Here is a 23,692-nt window from a genome sequence, read left to right on the forward strand (position 1 = left end):
TTTCCCTCCGTTATATACTTAGCGCTACTGGCTCCACACTTGCAGCTTGGACCGCAGTCTGCGATCTATTGCTAACGAACGTTATCTATCTTCCTCAGGTATATCCTTCCAGATGACATTATTTCCGTAGTTTTTGCCCCAATCGTACATCATACGCAGTACAGGCAGCAGGCTTTGCCCGTATTCCGTCAAAGAGTATTCTACTCTCGGCGGGACCTCAGCATACACCTTTCTCAGCACAAGCTGGTCTTCCTCCAGCTCACGAAGCTGATTGGTCAGCATTTTTTGCGTAATATGAGGAATAAGCTTCTTCAGCTCACTGAAACGTTTGGTTCCTTCTAGGCCCAAGTGCCATAAGATGATCAGCTTCCATTTACCGCCGATAACGGCAAGCGTAAGCTCCTTCTCGCAGTTGATTTCCTTCAGATTGATACGGTCTTTAATATCCGTCGCCAAGGTATGCGGCCCCCTTTCGTTCTTTAATATCATACTACAAAACACCCGGGGGCCGCACATCACCGGCAGGCGCATCGGGACCATATTCCCTATGTACGCATACAGACCGCAGGCTCGGCCTGCGGTCTGTATGCTGCGTATGCGTTTTATTTGCTGGACAGGCTTCCCTGCAGGCTGGCTGCGCTGAAGTCCGGCTGCGCTTCAATCGTGGTGTCACCCGCTGCTTTGGCTTTTTCCAGTGCTGCATTATAGCGGGTATTCAGATCCTGAAGCTCCTTGTCCAAATCTCCGCCGTCAAAAATATATTTGTTGAAGACATCGACTTTCTTCGTTCCTTCCAGGCGTCCTTCGGTAGTTACCAGCGGAGTTGCCGGATAGATGGCATCAAATTTCGTTGGCAGGAAGTTCTCGATTCCCGGAATATCCGGAGCTTTGGCTGCAGCAGCAACGGAAGGAATAACCGAAACCCCGTATCCGCCTTCCTGATAGGCAATCTGTACCTCATCGCTGTACATCCACTCGATGAATTTCCATGCCGCTTCCTTCTGCTCCGAATCCTTGCTCATCGCCAGGTAGCTGCCGGAGATAACCTGACTGGCACCGTTTTGCTTGCCGTCCACTGTCGGAGGAAGCGCTGCGGCCCAGCGGATATCGGTCGGGAACTGGGTTTTGTAGACGCTAGGTTCGACAGAATGGTTGAAATACATCCCGATTTTACCCTGGGCGAATTGCGCGCGCAGCGGGTCAATATCCAGCGATTCCGAACCCGGCATCATGCTTCCGTCCATCGTGATCTGCCGCAGGGCTTCAAGTGCTTCCTTATACATGCTGAAGTCGAACTGGCCAGTCTGGAAATTGAAGCCCTCTGTACCTGCAGTTTTGCTGAGGGTCGTGATCGGATAAGCGATACGTTCAAAGCCGCTTGCGCTTTTGAAATTTCCGGCGAAGCCATAAGCACCGCTGGCTTTACCCACCTCTGTAATCTTCTTGGCATCCTCCACCATTTCCGCCAGCGTGGTCGGCGGCTCGGTAATGCCGGCCTTCTCGAACAGATCTACGTTATAGATCAGGCGCCAGAACTGGCCGATATTCGGCAGGGTGTAGATTTTGCCGTCCACGGTATTCTTCTCATTAATGAGCACCTTCTCGAACCGGCTTTTCATTTCCGGTGTAATATAACTGTCGAAGGACTCCAGGTAGCCTTTCTTCACCCAGGTTGGCACGTTCCCCGTATCCACACGCAGAATATCCGGTGCTTGTTTACTGGAGAAGGCAATATCCACCGACTGGGCGTAGTTCTCGGCCATCACTTTCATTTCAATATCGACATCGGGATTGAGGCCCTCATACTCACTGATTTTCTGCTCTATAAAGTCAGAATCATGACGGTCGATGGTCCAGTAGACCAGCTTTGTTTTCTCAGCGGCTGTATTGTTGCCCTCCGCCTCCGTATTTGTATTGGACGAGGAGCACGCGGCCAGCGAACCGGCCAGCAGCAGCGAAACTCCAGTCAGCATCCACTTATTTCTTTTCATCTAAATTGCCTCCCTTTTCTTTTTGTAATCGCATTCATTTCATATAAAAATTATAGAATGTCCGCCCGATTCTAAGTGAAGGAGAAAACAACTATTCATGGGAGACGAAATCACTGTTTCCGCGCTGCGTGACCGAAGCGTATTTGGAGCGGAAGTCGGTAGGGGTCATGCCGGTATATTTTTTGAAGAGTTCAGTAAAATAGGGGCGGTCCTCATAGCCCAGCGAGACGGCGATATCCTGAACCTGCATGCCTTCCAGCACCAGTTCCTTGGCCTTTTCCATTCTGCGGCTGATAATGTATTGGGCGAGCGTCATTCCTATCTCCTTTTTGAACAGATTGGAGAAATAACTCGGGCTGAGATGAACCTCTCTGGCACAATCAGCTACGGAAAGGTTGCGGTGCAGATTTCCATTGATATGGGCGATGGCCCGCTCCACCAGTACACGCGCATCGCTGGACTGGCGGATTTGCACGTACGCACAGCCCTGGCGGCAAAATTCCCGGATCTGCCTGCGCAGCTCCTCAAAGGAGGCGGCTCCGTTCATGTCGGCCAGCTTTTTCTCCAGCGTCTTGACCTCCGAGTCCGAAGCCTTGTCGGAAAAGACCCGGTGGATGGAATGGGCCAGTTCAAGACACATCGTCTTGACGATAGCCGGACCGGGCAGGGCGGGAGCGCTCAGCCATTCATTCCAGATGTCGCCTAGCTGCTCCTCCGCTTTGGCCAGATTGGCCGAACGCAGGCAGTAGAGCAGCTCCTTCTCTTTGTCGTAAGAGTACCGGGGCAGGGCGGCATCCCCCTCCAGTGATTCCACATAACGGTATACGCTGTTCCCGCCGGTCAGAAACGTGTTTGCCAGCGCAGACAACGCCTGGGCGTAGGATACGGACAGCTGGCCGGCCTCTTCGACCTCCCCGCCGAGTCCGATCGACACCGTCTGGTATGTATGACGGCATACGTTCTCCCGGCATTTCTCCGCGAGCTGCTCCGCATCCAGCTCCGCCGGGGGATTCATGACGATGACGAATTGATTGACATGTTCGCGGAAGACGAGGCCTTGCGTATAGGCAGCAACCGTCTCTTCCAGAATATTCTGCACCGCAAAACGGATCAGCTCTACTTCAGATACTGGCAGGGCGGCCGTGCGCTCTGCAAAAAAGTCTATTTCCGCCACCAGCACACAAAAGTCGCGGCTGTTCATTGTAATGGCATAGAAATCCCACTGCTGGCTGAGGTGCTGCTGCCTGCTGCCATAGCGGATTAGCAGACGCATGTACTCCTGGCGCAAATAAGGCATGCTCTCCCGCAGCTTCTGCTCCATCCCCCGCATCTGTTCGGCCTGGGAGCGTTCCCGCTCCAGCATCTCTTTGGCCTTCAGAACCGATTCAAGCACCTGAGGCTTGGTAAAAGGCTTGACGATCAGGTCAAAGGCCCCGAGCTTCACCGCTTCCTGGGCATATGTGAAATCGGAGTAGCCCGTCAGGAAGATCAGTTTGATGTCCGGCTGCTCCGCCTGAATAATCCGCATCATCTCCAGTCCATCGGTAAACGGCATGCGGATGTCGGTCAACACAATATCAGGCCGGTGCTTGCGGATCTGCATTAGCCCTTCTTCTCCGTTAGCCGCTGTTGCTGCAACTACAATGCCGTGCTCCTCCCAGGGGATTCGCTGCGACAAGCCCCGGACAACGGCCGGGATATCGTCAACAATACATATTTTAATAGGCTCAGTGTGGTTCAGGATAAACTCCACCTTCCATTGGAAATGAGAGAACCGCTTCGGTTTCGATAAGCGGACGGCTGCAGAAGGTTAATCCGGCCTCCTTGCCGTAATACAGCTGCAACCGGCTGCAAATATTGGACAGGGCGTACCCTCCGCTGCCGACAGGCTCCTTCAGCCGGGCATTCAGCTTCTCCGCATCCATGCCCGCCCCGTTGTCGGTTACCCGGATTACAAGATTGTGCGCCTCCGCTGCCACGGAGATCCGAATCCTCCCCCCGTTCCGCAGCTCCTTCAGCCCATGAAGAATCGAATTCTCCACGAGGGGCTGAATGATAATCTTCAGCACGGGAAGCTCCAGCAGCTCCGGCCCTGCGGTTATCGTATATTCGAACAGTCCCTCGTAGCATTGCTGCTGGAGGTTCAGGTACTGGCGGACATGCTCCAGCTCCCTGCCCAGAGTCGTAATTTCCTGCCCGTTGTTCAGCCCCAGCCGGAACAGGGCGGACAGAGAAATCACCATCTGCTTCACATCCTCATATTCATCCATTTCACATTTCCAGAAGATTGTATTCAGTGTGTTATATAAAAAATGGGGCTCAATCTGCGCCTGCAACGCCTTGATCTCCGCTTTCCGCTTTTCTTTTTCCGTATCCTTGACTTCAAGAATCAGCTCACCGATCCGGTCCAGCATCTGGTTGAATTTGCGGCCTGCTTCCCCGATCTCATCCTGAAACGGACTCTGGAAACGGGCGCCGAGATCCTCCTGCTCCACCCGCGACATCGTCTTCTGCAGCTTCAGCAGCGGCCCAAGCAGCAGTGCCGACAAGTATCTCGCCAGCAGCAGCGCGATCACAATACAGACAGCCATGATCATCAGCACCAGCCACTGGATGCTGCGCACAGGCTGGAGCAGCTCCTTCTTCGACTGGTAGCTGACCAGCAGCCAGTCGTCTGCATACCGTGATTCGGCATAGCTGACCAGCATCGGCCCGCCGCCGGCGGAATACTCGAAATTGCCGCTTTTTGCTTCAAGCAGCTTGTCCATAAATGCCGCCGAGCGTGACCATTCCGGCCGTTCCTTGTCTCCGAAGACACTTGCCCCCGTCTTGTTGATCAGCAGAAACTTTGCGCTGCCGAGGCTCGCGCCCCCGCTGACCGTATCCTCCAGGATGTCCTCCTTTACATTGACGGTCAAAAAGACATCCGGCACATAATTCTCCGTAAGCGGCTGAAGCAGCAGGGAAATGACCTGATGTTTTCCGGCGAACAGCTCGTCCTGATGGCTCTCCACCCAGTTGGATTCCGGATTGTCCTTGATCCGCTTATACAGCAAAGACTCCATAAATGGAGTCGCTGTTCTGCGCAGATTGCCGGCGGAATAGAAATCCCCGTCCGGCGTACTGATCAGTATAGATTCAATGGAGTTCTCCGTTAGCTCCGCCTGTGTAAAGGGGCCTTGCAGCAAGGAGAAATTGGCGAAAAACCGGTCTGTGTTATGCGCTTGTATGTCCCTTATGGTCTGCTTGTACGCTTCACTCAGCATCATGGTGGAGGAAGCCACAATAATCTGCTTCAGCTTCTGGTCCAGCACGTTGACCGACTGGTTCAGCACATTGCGGTTCAGGTCGATGGAGTTGCGCTCCATAGCCCGCGAAGCAATCGAGTAGGCCCACAGGCCGGTAATAGAGATGCAAAAGACCGTCAGTGCGGTAAACGACAGCCATATTCTTTTCTTCAGCGAGGTCCGGTAAAGCCAGGCCTTCAGCATGGTTCCACATCCTTTGTTGACCGGCCGCCCGGAGAATCGCTGCGTTAGCCTCAGCCCTTTACAGAGCCAGCCGTCATCTGCATAAATGATTTGTTGGCAAAAATGTAGACAATAATCATCGGCAGCATGGACAAGCATGCGCCGGCAAGCATTAGCTGGGGCTGCGCCGCATCCCCGATACCGTATTTCAGCCCGGCTAAACCTACGGTCAGCGTCTGCAGGGCAGGCTGCGTCATGGTAAATACCAGCGGCAGAATATATTCATTCCATGCGCCGCGGAAGGTCCAGAGTGCAGTCACCCCCAGTGCGGGCGTCAGGAGCGGCAAGATAACACGAAAGTATACGCTATAAAAGTTGCAGCCGTCAATAAACGCCGCCTCGTCAAGTTCCTTCGGGATCGCCCGCACAAAACCGATCAGCATAAAAAATGCAGTCGCATGGGCACTAATCAGAATGATGATGACGCCCCAGAGCGATTTTTGCAGATGAAGCGATACCATAAGATCAAACTGGGGACGCAGCACGACAGCACCGATGGAGATAAACAGGGTGCAGGACTGAATGATCACATACAGCCGTTTCCCGTAGAAATCAACCCTTGCTACTGCATATGCAGCCATCGTTCCTATCAATAGAGTGCCTATAGTAGTAAATGTGCTGATAAATACGCTGTTCCAGGTGAAGCGTGCGAAATTTGCTGAAGTCCAGGCCTGCGAATAGTTATCGAATTTCCATTCCTTCGGCAGCAGGGTTGTTCCTGTGGTCAGCTCCAGATTGGACTTAAGCGATCCGAAAAAGGCCAGAACAATCGGGAATACCGCAAAAGCCGCCACCAGAAGCAGGAAAATCCACAGCAGTGCCTTGGACAGCAGCGCTTTGGTCTTAACCGAACGCTCAGCTTGTGCCGAAGTCATTTTCGTTTCCGCATGCAATGTGCTCACTGTACATTCTCCTCTCTTTTAATAGATATCATTCAGCTTTTTGGATACATAAAAGTAAACCAGAGTGATCAGACCGACGATAACCGCAGTGGTGAACCCGACCGCGCTCCCGTAACCAAACTGCTGGATGCTCGAGCCTCCGCTCGATACAGGGAAAAACAGTTTATAGAGATACAGATACATGACTTCCGTCTTGCCGTACGGCCCGCCCTCAGTCAGCACCATAATGCTCTCGTAACCTTTCAGAGAGACGGTGATGGCCAGCATGATGATCATTTGCAGCACAGGTCCCAGCATCGGAACGGTAATGCTCCACATCTTCCGCAGCGGCCCCGCGCCGTCCAGGGAAGCGGCTTCATAAAGATCCTCCGGAATATTCTGCAGCCCGGCAATAAAGAGCAGCATATAGTTGCCGACCGCACCCCAGATTGCGATAATAATCGCCGTGATTAAGGCGTGTTTGGCGCCGAGCCAGTCTATGGGAGCGGATACAATTCCGGCACCCATGAGCAGCTGATTCACCATTCCGTTGTAAGAGTTGAAAATAACGTAGAACACAATCGCCATCACCGAAGCACTGATCACGGTAGGCATGAAATAAATCGCCCGCAGCAGCTGGCGCCCCTTCAAGGCGCGGTTGAGAATCACCGCCAGTACAAAAGACAGCGGAATGGTGATCACAAGCTTGCCGCCTGCATAGATGAAGGTATTGACCACGGAATGCCAGAAATCCTTATCGCGGAACAGCCGCTCGAAATTATCCAGGCCGATGAATAGCGGTGTGCCGAAGCCCTGATAATCATAGAACATGTACTTTAAAGCCCAAAAGATAGGGTACACCCCAAAAATCAGCGTCAGAATCAAGCTGGGCGCTACAAAGGTCCAGGCGTTTATTTGACGTTTCGTTTCATTCATTGATTGTTCCTCCTGTCATTGGACTTGCGCTTCTGCCCTAATCATACGTCCCTCCGAGCATATACAGTTAGGGAGAAACCGACTGCGCTAAGGGGGAGAATTTCACTTTTTCATTTAGAATAAGCTCCGAGATCAAGACCTCACTTTGCGGGGCAGTTTTCAGTCGCTTTGTCCCCTCTGCTTCCTGTTTTTATCCATCCCTGATTTCATCCCGGGACAGCTATACTTAAAGAAGAAAGTAAATAACAGAACAGGATTACAACTTCACAGGGAGGTTTGATTCTACCAATGAATTCAGCATATAAAGACGCAGCCGAAGCCCGCCCCTTCGGCTGCTATGACCGGGAACAACTGGGGGAAATCCGCAGCAGAATTGAACAGATCCCCGCAATTGCGCAGGAATACGCAAGACAGCAGCAGCTGTCCGGACAATTTGCCGCCCGCGAGGCAGCCGTTCCGCTTAGCGGCCTCGGTATATTCCGGGTGGAACCCTTCGTCTTCAAAGTTCCCGCCGGGGCCGCCTTCCTGAAGCTGGCTGTACAGGTACGGGGACAGGGCGTTGCCCGTATCTGCGGCGTGCGCCTGACACATTCCCAGCTTGGGCTGCCGGTGGCACTGATAAACGGCAGCTTCGGGGAGGCACTGAACGGCTGGACCCAAATGCCCGGAAGCGGCAGTACCATTGTGCTGGAGCAACTGTCCGGCAGCGGAAGCGGCCTGCAGCCTTCCGGCGTAACTCCGGCTGGCAGTGCGCCGGAGGACCATGTGCGGAGTGTACGAATCAGCAATACAGCGGAGGCAGAGTGGACGGTTCTACGTTATGAGGAGCTCCTGCTTGTATGCGCAGGCGATTATTACGGTATCCAGACAGAGCTCAGCCTAGAAGCCCCTCTTGTGAACGGCGGAATATGCACCGGGGTTACTTTTCTGGATACCGCAGGACAACCTCTTGGACTTGAGCGGCTGTCCCCGCTCTTCAACCGGCCCACGCTGACCAACTGGGCGTATCTGCTGGAGGCTGCCGGTGCGGATGCCAACTTGTATATGGTCTCGGGTGAAGAGCGGTATGCCGGGCTGGCTAAGCGCAAGCTGCAATACATGCTTGCCGATATGCGGCTCGGCATGGATATTTTCCGCCGGGACGGCTGGCATGACGACGACACCTACGGCGCTGTGCATATCGGCCGGGGACTGGCCGCCGCCTCGGTCATCTATGACCAGATTGCAGGCAGCGGAGTACTCGCTGCCGGGGAAACGGCGGCACTGCTCGCCGATTTCCGCTATATCGCGGCTATGATGATGGACACCGCCTACTACCGGTTCGACCTTACGACCTTCCCGGACGAGAAAGGCGGCAAGCGCAGCAACTGGAATGCCGACCGTGCAACCGGGCTCGGGGTCTATGCGCTCCTCTTCCCGCAGGAAGCCGAAAGCGGAGCATACCTGGAGCATGCCCGCTCCGTGATCGACTGGCAGCTCGCGGAAGTGGTTGATGCGGAGGGCGCATGGCCGGAGAATGTGCGCTATCACGGCGCCGTACTGCACCGTTATTTCCTTTTCTTTGCCCTGCTGAAGCGCCTAAAGGGAATTGATTATTTCCGGCATCCCAAGGTAAAGGCGATGTACCGCTTCCTGATAGGCATCGTGACAGCGGAGGACATTATTCAAGACGGCCCTTCCGGTGCGCCCGTTCTGCTTACTCCGGCAGTCGGCGATGCCAATGTGCAGGAACAATGGTTCCGCCTGCTCGGCTACGCGGCCCGATTCTATGCAGAGGAAGATCCGCAGCTGGCAGCGGAAATGGTCTGGACCTGGAAGCACGGCGGCGCGCCTGTCCAGGATACCGGAGCCTTCCCGCTGCCGCTGGCCGCACTGCTGTATCCGCAGCCGGATCTTCCAGAGCAGGCACCTGCTCTCCGCTCCGTACATTATCCAGGCATCGGTTATGTCATCTTCCGCGGCGGAGAGCAGAACCTGCAGCATTACGCCATTTACGAGGCTTCACCGCTGACCTATCACGCCCATCATGATGAAGGCCACTTCTCCATCTGGGCAGACGGGGTTCCCCTGACGCTGGATGCCGGAACCGGCGGCTATTACAACGGGGACCGGCACTGGTATGTGTCGGGAGCCGCGCATAACGTCGTCCAGTTCGCCGGTGAAACGGGAAATCTTCTGGACGGTCCGCTGCAAAGCGTCTGCCGGGAGGTCCGCTTCTCGGAGGAGCTGGATTATGCAAAAAGCCTCATTCCCGATGCGCGGGCCGGAGAACATGAGCGGCATTTCTTGTTCATCAAAGCGGGTTTTGACGCTTATCTGGTCTGGGACCGGATTGAGGGCGGGGCAGACAGTGTCTGGAATCTGCATACGCTGAGTACGGAGGCCGAAGTCACGGAGCAGGCCATTGACGCTGTAGGCTTAGGCGGCATGCGGCTGAGCGCGCATATCGCCGAGCCTGCCCTCCCGGTCATTACGACCGGAGAGGGTGCCGTAGGCGGAGCGTACCCGCTCGCCGCACAGCAGCATTTCCGTGTGCACGGCAACGCTGGTGAGGACTACGTGGTGCTGCTGCATCCCCGGGCAGCAGCGGCTCCCGCACTCCGGCTGGAGCCGTTGGAGTGCGAAGAAGCCGGGGAAGGCGTCCGCTTGTATAAGATCGCCCGCGCAGACGGCGTTTGGTGTGTCGCTGCCATCAACGGCTCCACAATGACCCGCCGCATCCGCGTTCCCGGCGGCGTTCCGCTCAGGCTGCTCGGCCCAGCAGAAACAGCTTTGGCTGGAGGGGCAGAGGCTGAATACACAGCGGCCCAAGCTGCGGAAGCCCGGAATTCGCAGGCTGGGCTGACAGTTCTCGAGGACTCGGAAGCGGACATTCTTAGCCTTGAGCCTGGGACAATTCAGATTGCCGTTCCAAAAGGATTTGAACGAGTCTGACCCCTATCTATTCATCTTCACGTTCAGACTTGTCAGGCGGCAACTGTATTGCAGATTCAACTAACCTAAGGAGGAAATAAACATGAGCAATCTTGGAGTATGGGAACCGGCGGAGCCGGGCGTCAAACGCTGCATCCTGAATGCGGCAGCCAGTCTGATGATGATGGAGGTTCATTTCGAGAAGGGAGCCGAGGGCTATGAGCACAGCCATCCGCATGAGCAGATGAGCTACTGTCTGCGTGGAAGCTTTGTGTTCCGCATTGATGGCAAGGAATATGCTATAGGAGCAGGCCAGAGCATTGCTATTCCTTCCAATGCCAAGCATGGCGTGACTGCACTGGAGGCAGATTCAGCGCTGCTCGATGTCTTCACTCCTATCCGTGAGGATCTGCTTAAGCGCTAGGCTAATCTATAGGATCAGCAGCAAAATACACCTAAACAAACCACGCCTGTCCGGGCAGCCGGACAGGCGTGGTTTGTTTTATTCCAAGTTGGCATGCTTGCCGAACATCTGCGTAGTGGTCTGGCCGGTCTGCTCCATCATCCGCAAAATCACCGCATCATAGAAGACGAGCAAGGTCTGTTCAAACAAGGAGGCCATAGGCTGAATGGTGGCGCGCTCTCCGCCGTTCTGTTCTTTCGGAGAGCCCGGCAGCTTCACTGTATAATCAGCCAATCTGCCGATCGTCGACTCCGGCGCAATGGTCACAGCGGCAACCGCCGCGCCAAGCGCTTTGGCTTTCTCCGCCATCGCGAGCAGACTCTTCGTTTCACCCGATCCAGAACCAAGCACCAGAACATCGCCCGCTTCGATTCCCGGCGTCACAGTCTCGCCGACTACATAGGCCTCTTTGCCGGCATGCATCAGCCGCATAGCAAAGGCCCGGCCCATCAGCCCCGACCGGCCTGCCCCGGCGACGAACACCTTGCCGGAGCGCAGCAGCAGCGCTGCAAATCCCTCAGCTTCTGCTGCATCAAGCTGCGCTGCCGAGCGCTGCAGCTCCTTCACTATTTCCTGTGCGTATCTAACGGTATCCATACGAACCTTAGGCCTGGCTCACAAGGCGTTTCATTTCTGCCGCCGCTGCCTTCGGGTCACTTTCACCGGTGATGCCGCCGCCAACGATGACGAGGTCAGGTCCAGCTGCAATGACTTCCGGCAGTGTGCTCAGCTTAATCCCCCCGGCAATCGCAGTTTTGGCCCGCTTCACTACGCTTTTGATCGCATGGAGATCGGCGAAGGAATTTTTGCCTTCGGCCTGATGATCATAACCGGAGTGTACACACACATAATCCACACCCAGTGCGTCCACTTCAGCAGCTCTTGCCTTAATATCCTTGACGTTGATCAGGTCAACCAGAATCTCTTTATTCGTCTTCTTGGCTTCCTCAACAGCACCTTTAATCGTCGAATCATCGGAAACGCCCAGCACGGTAACGATATCCGCACCCGCCTCCACGGCCTTCATCACTTCATAACCGCCTGCATCCATAATTTTCAGATCAGCCAGTACGGTCAGCGCCGGGAAAGCTTCTTTAATGGCCTTCACCGCGTGCAATCCTTCATTAATAACAATCGGTGTGCCGATTTCCACAACATCAATAAATTCAGCCACCTCCGAGACAATTTCCTTGGCTCCGGCGATATCCACAAGATCTAGTGCTAATTGCAGCTTCATATGATAAATCTCCTCTTTAGTGTATTTTTGTAAGTGTTGCACTAAGTGTAAGTTCATGCAGTCCAAAAGGGAAGTAGGCACTTTATTGTGATGTAGTCACCTGGAGGATACTATTGTGCTGCGCAGAGGCTTAAATGATGCCAATCTTGAAAGAAATCCATCCAATTTTTCATTATTTCCGTAAAAATACTGCATTTTCATAAAAGCTGTGCTAACATACATTTTGTTTGGGACTAAAGCATTTACATTAGTACGGGCAATAATAATAAGAAGGTGTATTATGGAGCAAGTAAAACATCAAGAGTTCAACTTGATTAAGCTAACCTGGCCGATCTTCCTGGAGCTGTTCCTGTTCATGCTTATGGGCAGCGTCGATACGTTTATGATCAGTTCGGTATCGGACGATGCCGTATCGGGTGTGGGTGCAGCGAATCAGATTATAGCTATAGCCATTCTAGTACTCAGTGTAATCGGAAACGGCGCAGCTATCGTCGTCTCCCAATATCTCGGTTCGAAGAAACCGCAGGAAGCGGCTAATGTAACCGGAAATGCCATTACGCTCAACCTGGCCGTAGGCCTCATTCTAAGCGCGGTTCTGCTGCTGTTCGGCGGAAGCCTGCTGGCTGCGCTGAATGTGCAGGGCGATATCCTCGTCTATGCCAGAATGTATATGAACATTGTCGGAGGCGGTATTTTTCTGCAGGCGCTGCTTAACGCCCTGGCGACTACGATCCGCACGCACGGCTTCACGAAGCAGACGATGATGGTCTCCCTGCTCATGAATATCATTCATGTGGCCGGCAACTACATTCTGATCTTCGGGCATTTCGGCTTGCCTGCAATGGGAGTACAGGGTGCGGCCATTTCCACAGTGCTGAGCCGGCTGATCACGCTGGTACTGTTCTTCCTGCTGCTATACCGGATCATGGAGGTAAGGGTCAAATGGACCTACTACATCCACCTCTCCAAAAAATATGTGCTGCAGATTCTCAAAATCGGCATTCCGTCTGCTTTTGAATCCATTACCTATCAATCCTGCCAGCTGGTATTTACGCTGTATATTACGTATTTGGGCGCTGAAGCGATGGCCACGCGCCAATACGCGCTGAATATCTCGAGTTATATTTTCTTGTTCAGCGTCGCAGTATCCATGGGCACCTCGATCATTGTTGGACATTTGGTCGGTGCAAAACGTCCCGAGGAAGCCTATACGCGGGTATTCTCCAGTGTGAAGTGGGCTCTGCTTGTCACTGTAATTATGGATGTCATTGTTATCGCCTTCCGTGTACCGCTGTTCGGACTGTTCACCGACAATGAGAGCATCGTCCGGATGGGCGCCCAGGTCATCCTGCTCAGCTTCTTCCTGGAGACGGGACGCACCTGCAACCTGGTGATCATCAACTCTCTGCGGGCCTCGGGCGATGCCAAGTTCCCTGTTTATATGGGGCTGATCTCCATGGTCTGCATGAGTCTGCCGCTTGGCTATTTTCTGGTGTTCACGCTTGACCTCGGCCTGGCCGGGGTATGGCTGGCCACCGCTTTTGACGAATGGGTAAGAGCAGTGATTATGTATTTCCGCTGGAAGAGCAGAGCCTGGGAGAAACACGGGCTGATCCAGCATGATGCAGAGACACCGGTTAGCCCCTCCCCTGCTGCAGCACATTAAGCATTCCGCAAGATGAAACGGCTTATATTTTAAAGAAGGCGGTTCGCCAAGGTCTTTTCGACCTGACGAGCCGCCTTTTTTCATTTATAATGAACTCCATAAAAATACATAACAGGAGACGAGGCCGCATATGACCACACATTCACCGAAAGAAAGTGAAATTGAACATTTCAATGCCCTGGCCGCCGGATGGAACAACAGCGAGGAAGCCGTTGCACTGGCCCAGAAGGTTCTCCAAGCTCTGGGCATAAAAGCAGGGCAGAGCCTGCTGGACGTAGCTTCCGGCACCGGTGTCATACCCGCTGCGCTGCATAAGCTTGGCATCCGCCCAAGCCGCTATCTGGCCCTCGACATCTCAAGCGCGATGCTCGAAGCGCTGCGGGAAGGCTATCCTGAAGCAGAAACGCAGTGTGTTGACTTCGAAGATCCCTTCACTTGCGAATCCGGCTTTGATTACGTGCTGATCTATAACAGCATTCCCCATTTTGTAAATCTGGAAATGCTGTTCGCCAACGCGGAGCGGAGCCTGAATCCCGGCGGCACATTTATGATTGCCCATTCCAGGACCAGGCAGGGACTTAAAGAGCATCATGCGCGGATTGGCTACAGCAGCATGCGTGAACCGATTCCTCCGGATCAAGAACTGATAGAGCTGGCTGTCCAGCATGGTTTTGACGGGATTACGATTGAGGATGAAGAATTATACTGCTTCTCCTGCTCACGCGTCAGCCTTTAACAGAACCGGCGGCAATGCCCTCGACAATCCGTTCACTCATAATCAGGAACACCAGCAGAATCGGCAGAATGCTGATCATCAGCGTGGCACCGATCGCCCCCCAGTCTGTAGTATACTGGCCGATAAAATTCTGGACCCCGACAGTTAGCGTCTTGTATTTGTCGGAGCTGATGAATGTGTTCACGAAGATAAACTCGTTCCAGTTGTAGATCATATTGATAATGGCTGTTGTCGCCAGCACGGACGAAGTCATCGGCAGCACAATCTTGAAGAACATTCTGTTCACCGAGCAGCCGTCAATAATTGCCGCCTCCTCCACTTCCTTCGGCAGCGCATAGTAGAAGCCAAGCAGAATCATAATCGTTGTGGGCAGGTTGAACGCCACATACGACAGAATGATCGACAGCGGATTATCCGTTAAATGCAGCTTCAGAAACATACTGAACAGCGGAATCAATGTGGAATGGACAGGGATCATCAGCCCGACCATAAACAGGCCCAGCACCAGTGATCTGCCCTTCCAGAGCATGCGGGTCACGGCAAAGGTGACGAAGCTGGCCAGCAGCACCGTAAGCACCAGTGCAACCGCCGTAATCCAGACACTGTTCAGAAAATACTGTCCTATATTTCCGTTGACCCATACATTTTCATAATTGCTCCAGTGCGGATGCGCCGGAATGGCGAATGGAGCCATGTTGAATACTTCCTGATTGTTCTTCAGCGAGAAGATGAGCAGCCAGACTAGCGGCAGCACCTGGATCACAGCAACGGCGATTAGGGCGAGGTACATGACACCATAACCGGTTCTGTGCAAGAGCGGCACCCCGCTGCGCTGCCGAATCGGCGGGTAGCCCGCAGCGGCTTGAGTTCTCATGATAGGCTCCTCCTTTCAAGGCGGGCAATATTTAAGAATACTGGATCGTATCTTTCGAAGCAGTCGCCTTACGGATCAGATAAGTGGCCACCAGACAGATGAGCAGCAGGAAGAACCCGACCGCGCTGCCATATCCGAAGTCAAAGCTGCGGAAGGCCTTGTGATACATATAAGATGCCATAACTTCACTCGCCCCGTTCGGCCCCCCGTCAGTCATGACATAAATGAGATCAAAATATTTCAGCGACCCCACCACCGACAGTACCACCGTCACCTTAATCACCTCACTGATCAGCGGCAGCTTGATCCGGGTAGCGATCTGCCAAGGATTGGCCCCGTCTATCCGCGCGGCTTCCATCAGCGATTCGGGAATGTTCTTTAAGGCAGCATAATAAATCAGAATATAAAAACCGGCATATTGCCAAATAATCGGGATAAACAAAGCAATCAGCACGATGGAGGGCTCAGCCAGCCAGGACGGCGGATTGTCGACCCCGAGAGAAGTCAGCAGGCTGTTCAGCACACCATTGGTGGGGTGATAGATCTTCATCCACAACTGCGCGATGGCTACGGAAGACAGCAGCATGGGGATCAGGTAAATCTTGCGCAGCAGATTTGCGCCCTTGATTTTGCCGGATAAGACCAGTGCAATCCCTAGATAACCGATGAGGCTGATGCCCGAGAACATAGCGAGCAGCAGGGAATGCAGAGCGCTTTGCCAGAAGGCGTTGTCCCGCACCAGCTCCTTATAATTGTCCAGTCCGATGAATACCATCTTGCCGATGCCGTCCCACTGGTTCAGTCCATAATAACCGGTCAGGACAATCGGAATATAAATAATGCCCATGATGAGCAGCAGGGAAGGCAGCACATACAGTGCGATCACCAGCTTGTTGGACATCACTTTCGCCATGGTGCAATCCCTCCTTTCCTTCCTGAAATACTCGTATTAAAGGGGGCGGAAGTCCCCCAGCCAACCTGAGGCTTCCGCTTCACACTCTATTCTTAATTGCCTTTCTCTACAGCTTCTTTATGTTTGGCGGCGAATTGTTCGGGGGTTACCGCCTTGCCGAACAGCGCCTGAATCATATCCAGGTGGACTTGTGCAGCGCCCGGTTTCATTTGCACATCGGCAAACAGCGTGATGCTGCTGGCATTGTTCAGCTCATTCAGCAGGTCTACATACAGCTGAGGCAAATTGCTGTTCGCTGTATCGACCTTGGTAGCCGGGATTACGCCGGCAGTGGTTACGGACTCTTCACCCCACTTGGAGACAAAGTACTCCACAAACGCTTTAGCCTCTTCCTTCACCTTGGAGGACTCGGCTACGAACAGGCCGACACCGGGACCGCCCACCCAGCTGTTGATGTTGCCCTTGCCGCCATCAACGGTCGGGAATTTGAAAAAGCCTACCTTGTCCTTGAATTCCTGCGGAATATCCGGGTTCGTCGTAAAGTTCGGAAGCTCCCAGGTGCCCATCAGGTACATGGCCGCTTTTTCATTCATGAATTCGGACTTGCCTTCATCGTTGGACAAGCCGTTGAAGCCCTTGTTGAAGGCATTCATGTCAACCAGAGTCTGCACTTCGGCCGCCGCCTGAATGAGGCCCGGATCATCGAAGGAGCCTGTACCGTTCGTAGCTTTCTTCAGCGTGTCACTGCCGGCAATCCGGTCGGCCAGATACATATACCACAGCGAGCCGGTCCAGCGGTCTTTGTTGCCGAGGGCAATCGGGGCCACTCCATTATCGGACAGCGTTTTCACAACTTGCTTGAATTCCTCATAGGTAGCCGGTACTTGCAGGTTATGTTTGGCGAAGATGTCTTTGTTGTAGTAAATCGGTGAAATGTTCAGCTCAATCGGCAGCGCGTAGGTTTTACCGTCCACTGCATAAGCTTCCGTAGTCCCTGCGACGAATTTATCCTTCAGCTGTGCCCCGCCCAGGATATCATCCAGCGGAGCGAACAAACCGCCTTTTACATAAGGCTCCATGAAGCCTGCCGCCCATGTAATTCCGACATCGGGAAGCTCATTGGAAGCGGACAGCACCTTGAGCTTATTCTTATACTGCTCGTTCTCCAGCACCTCCTGCTTGATAGTAACGTTCGGATGTTCCTTCTGGTATTCGTCTATAATCTGTCCGACCAGTTTATTCTGCTGGGCTGAGCTGCCTGCTGGCCATAAATGCATCATGTTAATCGTGACTTTCTGCGCAGGAGCATCGGTAGCCGCTTCTGTGTCCCCCGCTCCCGCCTCGCTGCCACCCGCGGCGTTATTATTCTTCGTCCCTCCGCAGCCCGAGAGAATCAGCGCCAGCGTAAAAGTCAAAAGCAGGCCTTTAGTCAACTTGTTCCTTGGCATTGCTATAACCTCCATTTTTTCAGTTGTGTGCGGATTCTGTAACCGCTCTCAGACAAATTTTAACATTGCAACCGGAGGTTTATAAGATCACGCTCATTGGTAAAACTTCCACTTTTATTGGATTTCCGTCTGCTTGTCCCCCATCTGCTGGCGGTAGCGGCTTGGGCTCATCCCTTCAAGTGATTTGAATACCTTGATAAAATATTTGTCCGTGCGGTAGCCTACACGCTCGCCGATCTCGCCGATGGACATTCGCGTCTGCAGCAGCATTTCCTTGGCCCGCTGAACCCTCAGCCGTGACACATATTCGCTGAAGGGAACCCCCGTCTGTTCCTTGAACAGCACACTGAAGTAACTCGCGTTCAGGTGGATCAGCCCGGCCACCTCAGCCATACTCAGCTGCTCTTGCAGATGCTGCTCCACGTACACAAGCGCTTCTTTCACCGGCTCTCCCATGCCGCTACGCTCCGGATCCATCTCCAGCAGCTTGTGGTCAACCAGCTTCTCCAGCTTCTCACGCCGCCGCTCCTCTTCCCCGCGCTTCAGGGCAGCTTCAACCACCTGCAGCAGTTCACCCTTGTCCAGCGGCTTGAGCAGATAATTGACTGCCCCCAGCTGCAGTGCCTGCTGCACATATTCAAATTCAGCATAGCCGGAAATGACGATCACCACCGGCTTACGCGCCTGCCCCTCCAGCGAGCGGATCAGATCCAGCCCGCTGACCTCCGGCATCCGGACATCGGTTATCAGCAGATGGACCCGCTCGCGCAGCAGCCGTTCACGGGCTTCAATCCCATTATCTGCGGTTTCCACGGTATATCTCCCTGCTGCCCATACTTCCAGCGTCTGCTTAATACCCTGCCGGGTCCGCGGCTCATCGTCCACGACCAGAATCATTTTGTTGCCCAGGCTCATAGGTATATCCCCCATTGTTCGGTATTTCAAAGCTAATGGCCGTCCCTTGGGACGGTTTGCTGTCAATCATCATTCCTTGAAGATCCGCATTTTCCCGGCCATAGTAGAGCTTAAGCCGCCGCTGAACATTTACAAGGCCCACACCGTTTCCCTTGGAAGAGATAGAAGGTCCTCCCTCTAGCGAATTGTAGAGCGCCTGCAAAGTGTCTGCATCCATTCCGGGACCATTATCGCTTACGGTTATTGTTGTCCAGCCCTGCCGGAGTGACGGCTGGACAACAACGCTGACCAACCCGCTGCCGACACGGCTCTCGACTCCGTGCAGAATCGCATTTTCTGCAATCGGCTGGATCAGCAGCTTCGGCACCGGAACAGCCGCCGCCTGCGGAGCCAGCTCGACATTCCAGGTCAGACGTTCGCCCATCCGCATCTCCATAATCTGCAAATAACGCCGGACCTGCTCCACCTCTTCTCCAAGTGTTACCCATTCATCCATGTTCGGATTGCCGATGATATAACGGAACAGCCGCGACATCACTACGACCAGTCCGGCCAGCTCCTCTTCCCCTTTCTCCTCCAGCGACCAATTGAACGCCTCCAAGGTGTTGAACAGAAAATGGGGATTGATTTGCGCCTGCAGCGCTTTGAGCTCCGTGCGGCTTTGCAGCACTTCTTTTTCATAAACTACCCGGATTAAGTCGTTCATATTGGTGATCATACCATTGTATGTGTTGTTCAGCTCCCGAAGCTCCATCGTAGATACAGACTGCAAATTGGGGGTCAGCACCCCGAGCCGCGATTTGCGCATCGCCCGGATCAGATGCATGATCGGCCGCGTAATCATGGTAGACAGCACAAACGACATAATCAAAAACAGCACCGTTCCGAGCGCCCCGGAAACCAGCAGCACCGTCCGCAGCACAGAGATCCCCTTCGTCACATAACTGACAGGCGTAAGCACCAGCAGTGTCCAGTTGGTCTTGTCCGAGCGCAGCTTGACCTGCACATATTCTTTGTCCTGGAAGCTGACGGTCTGGTCCTTGCTGTGGAGCAGCGGCAGCAGATTAGCCACCGGTGCTTCGCTGCTGCCAAGCAGCTGGCCGTCATCACTGACAAGCAGTATCGACTCGCCGCTGTCGCTGCCGGAAAGCGGATCATTCAGCTGAAAGTAGCTCCGCTGAATCCGCGCCATGAGATAGCCGCCCCGTGAGAACCAGCGGTCCATCAGGCTGACCTGGCGGATCGCCAGCAGACTCTGGTCATCATTCGGATCGACACCGATCCAGACCAGTCTGCCCTTTTGCACATTGGCTTCGCTAATATAGCTGCCGTTAATCCTTGTGCTCAAGCTGCCGTCTTTAATCGGGAACAACAGCCGGTAATCAGCCGTATACAGCTCAAGGGAGCCTACGCTGGGCATGTAAGCCTGATAGCTGGATACAATCTTCAGCAGAGATTGCCGCTGGTTAAAAGACACTTTCTGCCCGTTCAGCTCTTCCAGCAGCAGCTGCTGGACCGTCGGATGATTGGCCACCTGCTCTGTGAGACTGTCTATCTGGCCGATCAGTGCGTCCAGTCTTCCGTTGGCCTGAACCGCAGTCTGCTGGATATGCCGCTCGGAATTATTTTTCAGCAGCGAAGAGACCCGGTCATACACAAATGCTCCCGAAACAACAATAATGATCAGCATCACAAGCAGAAATCCGATAAAGATTTGATTGCGTAGCGTATTCAGCTCTTTGAATCTTCCGTACACTTCGGCCCCTCCTTCACTGACAGCGCTTCCAGCTCTATTCTCCAGAAGTGCTGCCGCTTGGTCAAGACCTATTATCATTGGGGGCACTCCAGGACAACAAAAAACCCCTAAGCAAGTCCCTGATTCAAGGGAGCTTAAGGGTATCGACGTTAGAAGAAAACCGGTCAAAGCAACCGGGAAGAGAAAACTACGTAATTGTAATTCCCTTCTTTATTTCCTTCATCTCATGATTCGTGTTGACAAGCATAGGCAGGATCTTCATGCTTCGGGTCATTGGTGAATTGCATTGCCAGCAGGTAGGCACATATTGAAAGGCGAAATTATCGCGCATCCAACCGGTGCAGCCTTCTTTGGTGCAGGACCAAATGGCTGTGTCTTCCTGGGGAAGATCCTCCAGCGCTTTTTTACGAAAATACATAAGTACCCCTCCTTAGTTCGTATCCATACGATTCATTACCTTTTCAGGAACGTTAGGACAGGTATGCGTAATAAAAAAGGCTGCCCTCAACTTGTGTTAAGGACAGCCTTGATTTAAGAAATTACAGTTTTACAACGTTTTCGGCTTGTGGTCCACGAGCGCCTTGAGTTACGTTGAACTCTACGCGTTGGCCTTCATCCAAAGATTTGAAACCTTCACCAGTGATTGCGGAGAAGTGTACGAATACGTCGCTTCCACCTTCAACCTCGATAAAACCGAAACCTTTGTCTGCGTTAAACCATTTCACTGTACCTGTTTGCATAATATTACCTCCAATATTTTATTTAACACATGTCCTTTTATTCCTACGTATTGTACGAACAAATAAAAATTCACACATTGGAAAAGGATTCATACGCACAAATGATAACCTTTTACAATATGTGAATTAAGGGTTAAATTTATGATTGACTTCATTGTAGCACATTAATTTACCGAAAGCAAAGAAAACGGCAAACTTTTTTTGGAGCAGCTGCCCATGATTCAACCGGAGTGAACCATGAGCCGCTCCCAGCCGCAAGGTTTCTAATCAATATACCCTGCAAGCCCTTTGTCCATCAGATAGTCCATTTCTGCATCGAGAATATTCTCGACTGTCAGTTCGTCCAGCTTCACATCACGCTGGGCAGTAACATAATCAACCAGATCATCGTTGTCTATATCAACTTCGCCTTTGCTGTTGGCTTTGGCATTGTTGATAAAGTTCTGCTCATGCTGCAGCACCAGCTTGATCAGCTTCGGATCAACCTTCGTCTGGGCGGACAGCACATCCAACAATTCCTGCTCATTTACTTTATCGCTCATAATCGTTAGTCAGCTCCTCAGGCATTTATGCTCCATTATTGTAGCACAAGTCAATCTGCCGGCGCTTCGTTTCGGCTACAGGCTCCAACCGGGGATTTTGCGCAAATCTCCATCCCAGATCTGCACGGTGCTCTTCACCGGAACATCCCGGGGAGACGATGCCGTCTGAATATAACAGGAGTCAATCCCTACTGCTGCAGCCCCGGCGATATCCGTACGCGGATCATTGCCAATCATAATCGCCGAGCTTAAGTCCGCACCATAGGTGTCCGTCAAATAGCGGTAAAACAACGGGTCCGGCTTACTCACCCCCGCCTCCGAGGAGATAGCCACCCCGTCAAACAAATGCAGGATGCCAAGCATAGTCAGTTCAGCCTCGACGAAGGTTTTCTGTCCGTTGGACAGCAGGAACACTTTTTTGCCGCCGGCTCTTAAGCTCTGGAGAATTTCTGCCACTCCGTCGTACAGGGAGATATGGATCATAGATAACGTCCGTACCCACCTTACCGTTTCATGCAGCCAATCCTCGTTCGGACTTCCGCCCAAATCCCGTGCCACCACCCGGAAGACTTCCTCCATAACGAAATCGGGAAACTCACAGCTCTGTGCAGCAGCAGCAAGCTGGATGTCCCGCTCCGCCAGGAACCTATCCTGCAGCTCTGTTCCCGTGATGTTCATACCGTGGTAGCTAAAGTGGAGCGCCAGCCGTTCCCATACCTCGGGACGTTCTTCATCAGTTTCAATATCAATCAGCGTACCGTACAGATCAAAAATATAGGTTTGATACATAAAAATGCCCCCTTTATTTCGTTTGTGTCCGGCTTACCGCAGTTAGAATGCCGGATAGAATTCGTATTTTTAGTTTACTATAACTATATAAATCGAACCTATAATTCTTCTATTCTTCTATTTTGGGATTGGTCGTGGCTACAGCATTCTCAGATTTCAATTCTTAAAAATTGCAACAAAATCAAAATGATCACCGTTAAGAAAATGACGCACACCTGACATACTACTCAACTAAAGGAGACTACACACATGAACAAGTCACTGAAAACAAGCGTTGCCCTTTTAACATTGTCATTGGCCCTTACTGCAGGAGTCGTATCGGCCGGACCAGCCATAACCTCCATCAAAAACAACAAAACGCCACAGGCATCCGCCAGCACGGCGGCTAAGACTTTCACTATTGAAATCAACGGTTCGACCCTTTCTGATACCGGCTTCCAGCCTTCCAGTGCCAAAGAACCCTTGGTTCCCCTGCGCACCGTTGCTGCGGCGCTTGGGTTTACCGTCACATGGAATACAGAGACCAAAGCCGTTGATCTGAATAAAGGCAACATCTTTACAGCCGTGAAGAATGGTGAAGACCGCTATGCCATCAATAAAATGTATACAACACTCGGAACAGCACCGCAGATGAAAGGGAACCAGCTGTATGTTCCAGCTTCCTTTGTAAGGCAGGTATTGCACCAAACCATCTCCGTGGAGGGAAAACAAATCGTGATTACTCCATCCGTAGAACATCAGAATGAGAGTGGCGTCATTACTGCCCTCCGCAATGACGGTAAGTTCCAGTCTGTACAAATCAAAGGTACGGGCACCGCAGGTATTGTGCTGAATGTGGGCAAGGATACCGTTATCCAAATGGCTGACGGCACAAAGCTTGCATTTACCGATCTTCAGCTCGGCATGACCGTGGAAGCAGAGCATGCCATATTCGCCACCATGAGTCTGCCGCCGCAAACCCCTGCTTACAAGATCACTGTACAGGACTCGAAAAAGCAAGGCACTACGCTGGCGACGCAAGGTACTGTGGAAAAAGTAATCAAAGCTGAAGACGGCTCACTCAGCATCCGGATTAAAGGCACTGCCCTTAGCGAGCAATCGCCTAGCGAGGTCGTGCTTCGTCTGGCTGAAGATACCGCGCTTGTTAATGAAAGCGGCGAGGCTATAGAGGCAAGCACACTGGTTCAAGGTGCCAAGGTTATCGGATTCTATAGCCCCTTAATGACCAAAAGCCTGCCGCCGATCGGCACAGCCCTGAAGGTCGTTGTAGAGACAGTCCATGAATAATTGGGCAAAGTGACACAAAGATAATTTATACAGAAGACCACGCTGACTGCCTTTGCAGAAAGCGTGGTCTTTTGA

The 23,692-nt window shown here is 52.7% G+C and carries 22 protein-coding genes; 5 read left to right on the forward strand and 17 right to left on the reverse strand.

Annotated elements, in window-relative coordinates:
* Nucleotides 1-81: 81 nt before the first annotated feature.
* The 6 genes from NST07_RS32540 to NST07_RS32565 all read right to left on the reverse strand — a co-directional run bounded on the left by NST07_RS32540 (nt 82) and on the right by NST07_RS32565 (nt 7,338).
* The gene (locus NST07_RS32540; RefSeq protein WP_341097054.1) at nt 82-456 is read right to left on the reverse strand and encodes a helix-turn-helix domain-containing protein; all 375 of its coding nucleotides are present in this window, start codon (nt 454-456) and stop codon (nt 82-84) included.
* A 146-nt stretch (nt 457-602) separates the two neighbouring features.
* Nucleotides 603-1,991 (reverse strand): sugar ABC transporter substrate-binding protein, encoded by a 1,389-nt coding sequence (locus NST07_RS32545; RefSeq protein WP_341097055.1) that lies wholly within the window; start codon nt 1,989-1,991, stop codon nt 603-605.
* 91 nt (nt 1,992-2,082) lie between these two features.
* Entirely contained in the window at nt 2,083-3,744 is a 1,662-nt protein-coding gene (locus NST07_RS32550) for a response regulator (protein ID WP_341097057.1), read from the reverse strand.
* Nucleotides 3,719-5,482 (reverse strand): histidine kinase, encoded by a 1,764-nt coding sequence (locus NST07_RS32555; protein ID WP_341097059.1) that lies wholly within the window; start codon nt 5,480-5,482, stop codon nt 3,719-3,721. The genes NST07_RS32550 and NST07_RS32555 overlap by 26 nt, the downstream gene beginning before the upstream one ends.
* Before the next feature lie 50 nt (nt 5,483-5,532).
* Complete coding sequence (locus NST07_RS32560) at nt 5,533-6,396, reverse strand: carbohydrate ABC transporter permease (protein WP_341097815.1); 864 nt, start codon at nt 6,394-6,396, stop codon at nt 5,533-5,535.
* A 45-nt stretch (nt 6,397-6,441) separates the two neighbouring features.
* On the reverse strand, nt 6,442-7,338 hold the full coding sequence (locus tag NST07_RS32565) for a sugar ABC transporter permease (RefSeq protein ID WP_341097061.1): 897 nt from the start codon (nt 7,336-7,338) through the stop codon (nt 6,442-6,444).
* Nucleotides 7,339-7,626: 288 nt separating this feature from the next.
* Between NST07_RS32565 and NST07_RS32570 the strand changes: the two genes are divergently transcribed.
* Together NST07_RS32570 and NST07_RS32575 are read left to right on the forward strand one after the other, a co-directional pair.
* On the forward strand, nt 7,627-10,272 hold the full coding sequence (locus NST07_RS32570) for a heparinase II/III family protein (RefSeq protein ID WP_342480783.1): 2,646 nt from the start codon (nt 7,627-7,629) through the stop codon (nt 10,270-10,272).
* Between the two features lie 82 nt (nt 10,273-10,354).
* Nucleotides 10,355-10,675, forward strand: coding sequence for a cupin domain-containing protein (locus NST07_RS32575; protein ID WP_341097064.1), 321 nt, complete (start codon nt 10,355-10,357; stop codon nt 10,673-10,675).
* 78 nt (nt 10,676-10,753) lie between these two features.
* Here the strand turns inward: NST07_RS32575 and hxlB are convergent, their stop codons facing one another.
* Both hxlB and hxlA read right to left on the reverse strand, forming a co-directional pair.
* The gene (hxlB, locus tag NST07_RS32580) at nt 10,754-11,311 is read right to left on the reverse strand and encodes a 6-phospho-3-hexuloisomerase (protein WP_341380089.1); all 558 of its coding nucleotides are present in this window, start codon (nt 11,309-11,311) and stop codon (nt 10,754-10,756) included.
* A 7-nt stretch (nt 11,312-11,318) separates the two neighbouring features.
* Nucleotides 11,319-11,951, reverse strand: coding sequence for a 3-hexulose-6-phosphate synthase (hxlA, locus tag NST07_RS32585; protein WP_341097067.1), 633 nt, complete (start codon nt 11,949-11,951; stop codon nt 11,319-11,321).
* Between the two features lie 280 nt (nt 11,952-12,231).
* Between hxlA and NST07_RS32590 the strand changes: the two genes are divergently transcribed.
* Together NST07_RS32590 and NST07_RS32595 are read left to right on the forward strand one after the other, a co-directional pair.
* Nucleotides 12,232-13,617, forward strand: a complete 1,386-nt coding sequence (locus NST07_RS32590; RefSeq protein ID WP_341097068.1) for an MATE family efflux transporter — start codon at nt 12,232-12,234, stop codon at nt 13,615-13,617.
* Between the two features lie 130 nt (nt 13,618-13,747).
* Nucleotides 13,748-14,353, forward strand: a complete 606-nt coding sequence (locus tag NST07_RS32595; RefSeq protein ID WP_342480784.1) for a methyltransferase domain-containing protein — start codon at nt 13,748-13,750, stop codon at nt 14,351-14,353.
* Here NST07_RS32595 and NST07_RS32600 read toward each other — a convergent pair.
* The 9 genes from NST07_RS32600 to NST07_RS32640 form a co-directional block, all read right to left on the reverse strand.
* The gene (locus NST07_RS32600) at nt 14,343-15,227 is read right to left on the reverse strand and encodes a carbohydrate ABC transporter permease (protein ID WP_341097070.1); all 885 of its coding nucleotides are present in this window, start codon (nt 15,225-15,227) and stop codon (nt 14,343-14,345) included. The genes NST07_RS32595 and NST07_RS32600 overlap by 11 nt on opposite strands.
* Nucleotides 15,228-15,258: 31 nt before the next feature.
* Nucleotides 15,259-16,140, reverse strand: coding sequence for a sugar ABC transporter permease (locus NST07_RS32605; RefSeq protein ID WP_341097072.1), 882 nt, complete (start codon nt 16,138-16,140; stop codon nt 15,259-15,261).
* 92 nt (nt 16,141-16,232) lie between these two features.
* Nucleotides 16,233-17,588 carry an extracellular solute-binding protein gene (locus NST07_RS32610; protein ID WP_341097074.1) on the reverse strand — a complete coding sequence of 452 codons (1,356 nt, stop codon included), beginning with the start codon at nt 17,586-17,588 and terminating at the stop codon, nt 16,233-16,235.
* Between the two features lie 114 nt (nt 17,589-17,702).
* Complete coding sequence (locus NST07_RS32615; protein ID WP_341097076.1) at nt 17,703-18,503, reverse strand: response regulator; 801 nt, start codon at nt 18,501-18,503, stop codon at nt 17,703-17,705.
* A complete protein-coding gene (locus NST07_RS32620; RefSeq protein ID WP_341097816.1) occupies nt 18,463-20,259 on the reverse strand; it encodes a sensor histidine kinase in 1,797 nt (598 codons plus the stop codon). The genes NST07_RS32615 and NST07_RS32620 overlap by 41 nt, the downstream gene beginning before the upstream one ends.
* Nucleotides 20,260-20,446: 187 nt before the next feature.
* Complete coding sequence (locus NST07_RS32625) at nt 20,447-20,677, reverse strand: cold-shock protein (protein ID WP_038597805.1); 231 nt, start codon at nt 20,675-20,677, stop codon at nt 20,447-20,449.
* Nucleotides 20,678-20,798: 121 nt separating this feature from the next.
* Nucleotides 20,799-20,999 carry a cold-shock protein gene (locus tag NST07_RS32630; protein ID WP_036722718.1) on the reverse strand — a complete coding sequence of 67 codons (201 nt, stop codon included), beginning with the start codon at nt 20,997-20,999 and terminating at the stop codon, nt 20,799-20,801.
* A gap of 263 nt (nt 21,000-21,262) precedes the next feature.
* Nucleotides 21,263-21,541, reverse strand: a complete 279-nt coding sequence (locus NST07_RS32635) for a hypothetical protein (RefSeq protein ID WP_341097078.1) — start codon at nt 21,539-21,541, stop codon at nt 21,263-21,265.
* Between the two features lie 75 nt (nt 21,542-21,616).
* Nucleotides 21,617-22,330: an HAD family hydrolase gene (locus NST07_RS32640; protein WP_341097080.1), complete on the reverse strand. Its 714-nt coding sequence runs from the start codon at nt 22,328-22,330 to the stop codon at nt 21,617-21,619.
* Nucleotides 22,331-22,579: 249 nt separating this feature from the next.
* Here NST07_RS32640 and NST07_RS32645 point away from each other — a divergent pair, with 249 nt between their 5' ends.
* Nucleotides 22,580-23,617: a copper amine oxidase N-terminal domain-containing protein gene (locus NST07_RS32645; protein ID WP_342480785.1), complete on the forward strand. Its 1,038-nt coding sequence runs from the start codon at nt 22,580-22,582 to the stop codon at nt 23,615-23,617.
* The last annotated feature ends 75 nt before the right edge of the window (nt 23,618-23,692 follow it).

This window comes from Paenibacillus sp. FSL L8-0340 (genome assembly GCF_038593145.1).
GTDB lineage: Bacteria > Bacillota > Bacilli > Paenibacillales > Paenibacillaceae > Paenibacillus_AQ.

Coding starts and splice junctions, on each gene's coding strand:
- NST07_RS32560 (WP_341097815.1), bottom strand. CDS start 6,396: ATGACTTCGGCACAAGCTGAGCGTTCGGTTAAGACCAAAGCGCTGCTG.
- NST07_RS32545 (WP_341097055.1), bottom strand. CDS start 1,991: ATGAAAAGAAATAAGTGGATGCTGACTGGAGTTTCGCTGCTGCTGGCC.
- NST07_RS32645 (WP_342480785.1), top strand. CDS start 22,580: ATGAACAAGTCACTGAAAACAAGCGTTGCCCTTTTAACATTGTCATTG.
- NST07_RS32635 (WP_341097078.1), bottom strand. CDS start 21,541: ATGAGCGATAAAGTAAATGAGCAGGAATTGTTGGATGTGCTGTCCGCC.
- NST07_RS32595 (WP_342480784.1), top strand. CDS start 13,748: ATGACCACACATTCACCGAAAGAAAGTGAAATTGAACATTTCAATGCC.
- NST07_RS32555 (WP_341097059.1), bottom strand. CDS start 5,482: ATGCTGAAGGCCTGGCTTTACCGGACCTCGCTGAAGAAAAGAATATGG.
- NST07_RS32600 (WP_341097070.1), bottom strand. CDS start 15,227: ATGAGAACTCAAGCCGCTGCGGGCTACCCGCCGATTCGGCAGCGCAGC.
- NST07_RS32590 (WP_341097068.1), top strand. CDS start 12,232: ATGGAGCAAGTAAAACATCAAGAGTTCAACTTGATTAAGCTAACCTGG.
- NST07_RS32570 (WP_342480783.1), top strand. CDS start 7,627: ATGAATTCAGCATATAAAGACGCAGCCGAAGCCCGCCCCTTCGGCTGC.
- hxlB (WP_341380089.1), bottom strand. CDS start 11,311: ATGGATACCGTTAGATACGCACAGGAAATAGTGAAGGAGCTGCAGCGC.
- hxlA (WP_341097067.1), bottom strand. CDS start 11,951: ATGAAGCTGCAATTAGCACTAGATCTTGTGGATATCGCCGGAGCCAAG.
- NST07_RS32605 (WP_341097072.1), bottom strand. CDS start 16,140: ATGGCGAAAGTGATGTCCAACAAGCTGGTGATCGCACTGTATGTGCTG.
- NST07_RS32565 (WP_341097061.1), bottom strand. CDS start 7,338: ATGAATGAAACGAAACGTCAAATAAACGCCTGGACCTTTGTAGCGCCC.
- NST07_RS32630 (WP_036722718.1), bottom strand. CDS start 20,999: ATGCAAACAGGTACAGTGAAATGGTTTAACGCAGACAAAGGTTTCGGT.
- NST07_RS32575 (WP_341097064.1), top strand. CDS start 10,355: ATGAGCAATCTTGGAGTATGGGAACCGGCGGAGCCGGGCGTCAAACGC.
- NST07_RS32610 (WP_341097074.1), bottom strand. CDS start 17,588: ATGCCAAGGAACAAGTTGACTAAAGGCCTGCTTTTGACTTTTACGCTG.
- NST07_RS32625 (WP_038597805.1), bottom strand. CDS start 20,677: ATGTATTTTCGTAAAAAAGCGCTGGAGGATCTTCCCCAGGAAGACACA.
- NST07_RS32640 (WP_341097080.1), bottom strand. CDS start 22,330: ATGTATCAAACCTATATTTTTGATCTGTACGGTACGCTGATTGATATT.
- NST07_RS32615 (WP_341097076.1), bottom strand. CDS start 18,503: ATGAGCCTGGGCAACAAAATGATTCTGGTCGTGGACGATGAGCCGCGG.